The 4322-nt window shown below is 45.0% G+C and carries 5 protein-coding genes; all 5 read left to right on the plus strand.

The annotated features are described in order from the left end of the window. Positions 1-696: 696 nt before the first annotated feature. Positions 697-1506 (plus strand): Fe-S cluster domain-containing protein, encoded by an 810-nt coding sequence (locus GXO74_08935; GenBank protein ID NOZ61795.1) that lies wholly within the window; start codon positions 697-699, stop codon positions 1504-1506. A 17-nt stretch (positions 1507-1523) separates the two neighbouring features. Beyond that, positions 1524-1742: a NifU family protein gene (locus GXO74_08940; GenBank protein ID NOZ61796.1), complete on the plus strand. Its 219-nt coding sequence runs from the start codon at positions 1524-1526 to the stop codon at positions 1740-1742. 43 nt (positions 1743-1785) lie between these two features. Beyond that, positions 1786-2589, plus strand: coding sequence for a DUF116 domain-containing protein (locus GXO74_08945; GenBank protein NOZ61797.1), 804 nt, complete (start codon positions 1786-1788; stop codon positions 2587-2589). A gap of 98 nt (positions 2590-2687) precedes the next feature. After that, positions 2688-3932, plus strand: a complete 1245-nt coding sequence (locus GXO74_08950) for a hypothetical protein (GenBank protein NOZ61798.1) — start codon at positions 2688-2690, stop codon at positions 3930-3932. Continuing rightward, positions 3919-4322 (plus strand): M23 family metallopeptidase (locus GXO74_08955; GenBank protein NOZ61799.1); only part of this gene is annotated, 404 nt, incomplete at its 3' end. The genes GXO74_08950 and GXO74_08955, both read left to right, overlap by 14 nt.

The raw sequence follows: 4322 nt of genomic DNA on the forward strand, positions 1-4322 counted from the left end.
AGAGTGAACAATCAAATAAACGGAGAGTAGCGGAGTTCTTTTGATTGTTATCCAAAAATTCGTATTTTCCCCGAAGTGATAGAATAGACGTCCCCGCTGATACCTAATTCATTATATCAAAAAAACGCTAAAATGTCAAGCAAAAAACGCCAAAAACCAAAAAAATATTGCTATCTGAATCGTTATCGAATGGTTTATAAATTGGCCACTGATAGACACCGATTTGCACGGATTTTTAGTTTTGCCTGAAGTGTTTATAGGTAACTTTAGAAAAATGACCTATCACTTAATAACTATGAAATAAGAATTACACTGAATGTCCCCCAAAAATTATATTGGATATTCTGATATCTAAAATAATATCAAATAGTTATTATCAATGAATAATCAGAAAATGTTTTTGTCAAAACAATCACACGGGTTGCATTTTCCTTATTATCTCGCGCCTTCAGCGCTTAGTTTCTTTGGCTGTGTTTCTGAAACCGAGGGCGTTGCCCTCGGCTAAGTTATGTTACGCCGTTGGCGTAAGTCCGTGGCTCAAAAAATAAGGGAACTGCTGCTTTTGCGGGTTGGATTAATTCGCTTCTTGTTACCAATCTTTTACAATTTTTCCTTGCATTTTTCAATAAATAAAATTATATTCTTAATCTTAAACTAACTTCTCATCGGCAAATAAAAAAAGGACTTGAGTGCGCTATGGATGTCATGATTGTTTCATCAATTGTTAGTATTGGTGGTCTGGGATTGCTTTTTGGCGCTGGTTTGGCTTATGCTTCAAAAAAGTTTGCAGTTGAAGTTGATCCTAAAATCGAAGAAACTCTGGAAATTTTGCCCGGCGCCAATTGCGGCGGCTGCGGATATCCCGGTTGTTCGGGCTATGCAGAGGCTGTTGTGAAAAATGGCGAATCAATCACTTTGTGTTCTCCCGGCGGTTCGGAAACAGTGAAAAAAATCGCCGAAATTTTGGGCGTGGAAGCTGAAACGGAAGAGCCGAAAGTGGCTGTTGTGCAGTGCAAAGGCGGGCACGAGCAGGCGATTAATCGTTTCGAGTACGACGGCGTGGAGGACTGCTCTGCGGCGCAGCTCATCATGGGCGGCGCTAAGGGCTGTATTTACGGCTGTCTGGGTTTGGGAAGCTGCGTTAAGGCGTGTCCCTTTGACGCCATGGAAATGAGCGAAAATGGCCTGCCGGTGGTTTTTGAGGACAAATGTACGGCGTGCGGAATTTGCGTAATGACCTGCCCCCGTGACATCATGGCGCTCATTCCCCGCTCGCAAAAAGTCTTTCTCGGCTGCGTTTCCCAGGACAAAGCCAAGGCAGTGAAAACCGTCTGTTCCGTCGGCTGCATCGGTTGTACGCTCTGTTCCAAAGAAAAAGTGACCCCGTCCGGCGCCATTGAGATGGACGGAAATTTGCCAAAGATTTTAAAAATTCATGAAGATGATCTGATGGCCGCTGTGGAGAAATGTCCCACAAAAAGTTTCGTCGTTCGCGACGTCGATTAAATTGTCAGGAGAAAAATATGTTTGAGCGCGTGCAGGAAGTTTTGGACAAGATCCGCCCGTCTTTGTTGGCAGACGGCGGAAATGTCGAATTGATTGGCGTGGAAGATAATGTCGTGAAAGTGCGTCTCACCGGCGCCTGTTTCGGTTGCCCATTTTCGCAAATGACATTGAAGAATGGCATTGAGCGAATTCTCAAAGAAGAAATCCCTGAAATTAAAGAAGTTGTCTCCGCGTAATTGGCAGGCAAGGGATTTCATAATTTTCAACAAAGAGTTTTTTATGGTACGTGACAGAAGATTAGGGGATGAGTGGCTGGATTGGGACGGCAAGATGACCGCCGACGCTATCAAAGTGGAAGCCGGAAAACGATTGTTTTTAGGTTTCACGCTTTTGGGAATGATTTTCATGGCGGCGGCAGCGGTTTTGATCTGGTATTTGATCAAGCCGAGAATTTTTTCATTAAACGCGCAATTGGCACAAATCTTGGAAATCGTACTCATTGCGGGTGTCGGACTGCTGTTTTTGGTTTTTTTGCAAACGATTCTTTCCATCGTTACTCATAAAAATTTCATCGTGCGACTTGGCAAGTTGGAATTTTCCATCAGTTTTTTGACGCCGTTCATTCTCTCGTTGGGACAGAAATTTGGCATTTCCTACGACAGAATGGGGAATTCCTTCATTAAAGTCAGCAATTCGCTCATTTTGGCGACGCGCTGGAAATTGAGCCGCAATCGCGTGTTAATTTTGCTGCCGCGTTGTTTGCGGCGACCGATTCAGAAACAGATCATCGGCATCGCGGAAAAATATCATTGTTTGATTTACACCGTTCCCGGCGGCAGTCTGGCGCGGAAAATCATCAAAGAACAGAGACCGACAGCCATCATCGGCGTGGCGTGCGAACGGGATTTGCTCGCCGGAATACGCGATGTGCGGTTGATTCCGGTGATCGGTGTTCCCAATGCCCGACCTGAAGGTCCCTGCAAAAATACGATTGTCGATTATCATCGCATTGAAGAGGCGGTCCGGTTTTTTCTGGGAATAGGGGAGAATGATCGCGCCGACTTCCTTCAACCTGTCAACTAAAAAAAATGTGGAAAGAAGCTCGAGGCAATATTTTCGAGCTTTTTTTGTGTTTAAACTTTATTGAACTCATGTCCTCATTTTCAAATCAGGGAATTGCCGTGAAGAAAAATTTTCTTTCAAAATTAATCATGTTCATTTTTTCGCTCATACTCATCTCGGGCGATGTCCTGGCGCAAACAGCGCCGCTAAAATTAGTCCGGCAGCAAAAAAGCGCCACGGAGATTCGCCAATGGCTGTGGCGCCAGTCTGACGATGGCAATATTTTTCCGTTTCTGCGGGCAACGCGAGAGAAAGTGGAATTTTTGGGCGCTGATTTTCAGGTCTCTGCAGCGTACGAATATTTGCCGCTTTCGGAAATTAAATCTTCGCCGAACAATGATGTCGTTGCTTTCATTGAGCGAACTCGTGACAAGAATGACATAGAGCAGCGGAAATTTAGCTACCACGTGGTGCGTTTCGATGGCAGGGAAATTTTTTCCGTGCCTTACAGTTGCGTTGCCGATGAGCCTTATCCGGCGATTTACGTTTCTGACCAGGGCGATGCGCTGCTTGTGGACGGTGCGAAAGGCGAAATAAAAATTTTTCGCGGTCAGCCCGATCCGGAAAAAATCATCGATCTTTTTTCGGACGATGTTTACAATTTCGAGAAACCCATCGATGCTGCCATGAGCGGAAACGGGGAATGGTTTTCTGTGGTAGCGCAAAAGCATCCTTCGTTTTTCAGCAAAGAAAAATCGAATCATGTTTCCGGCGAGCCCTATCTGTTTCTTTTTTCCATTGACGGCGAGGAACAGTGGCGTCAGCCGTTGGAAATGACTACCGGAGCCTCCACAGCCATTTCACCGAGCGGAACTTACGTTGTCGCTTCTCACTACACCCCCCAAATTAACGGCGCGCCTGAATTACGAACCTCGATATTTTCGATGGACGGAAAGAAAATTCTCGATGTGCCGCTGCGTTTCCGATTTTACAAATTTTCATCGAATGAAAAATATTTGCTTTTGGCAGACACGCACGCTCTCTATCGCGTCGATTTAGGGAGAAAAGATTACCTTCGTTATCAGATAATTCCGGCTGAAGAAAATCGGCTCATCGTAGATTTTGCTTTGGGGAAAAATGAAAAGCCAGCTATTTTGACCGGCACGGCAGTTTTTGCAACGGATCATTTTGAATTTGAGCAATTGAAAATTTTGCAACTTTCGAAATCTCAAACCACGACATTGGATGTTGATTTTGCCAATGAAACCATGATTTTCCCTTCTATTTTTGTGCGAAAAAACCAGCTTGCTATGGGAATGACAAACGGAATTAAAATTTTCAGGGATCAACGTGAACAAAATTAATTTTATTGCTGTTTTTGTTTCTTTTTTGACGTTTTTGGGGACATCTTATTTGTTCGGCCAATATTCCTGGCCGGTGACTCCGTTCAATGAATCGCACGGCATCACCGGAACATTTTGCGAGTTCAGAGACACTGGCACATCGGATCATTTTCACAACGGGACTGACATTCCCAAAGCGGACGGCAGCCCGGTCTATCCGGTCATCGACGGCACGATCACAAATATTGTGTCCTCTGGCTCTAATGCCTACGTCCGCGTGGGGCGTTACAATTATTTGCACATCGTACCCAATCCGAGTCTGCACATCGGCGATCATGTCGTTGCCCGGCAGACTGTACTGGGGACGATTCATTCGGGCATGGGACACGTTCATTTTATCGACGGCGAGTA

The organism is Calditrichota bacterium, from assembly GCA_013152715.1.
In the GTDB taxonomy this organism is placed as follows: domain Bacteria; phylum Zhuqueibacterota; class Zhuqueibacteria; order Thermofontimicrobiales; family Thermofontimicrobiaceae; genus 4484-87.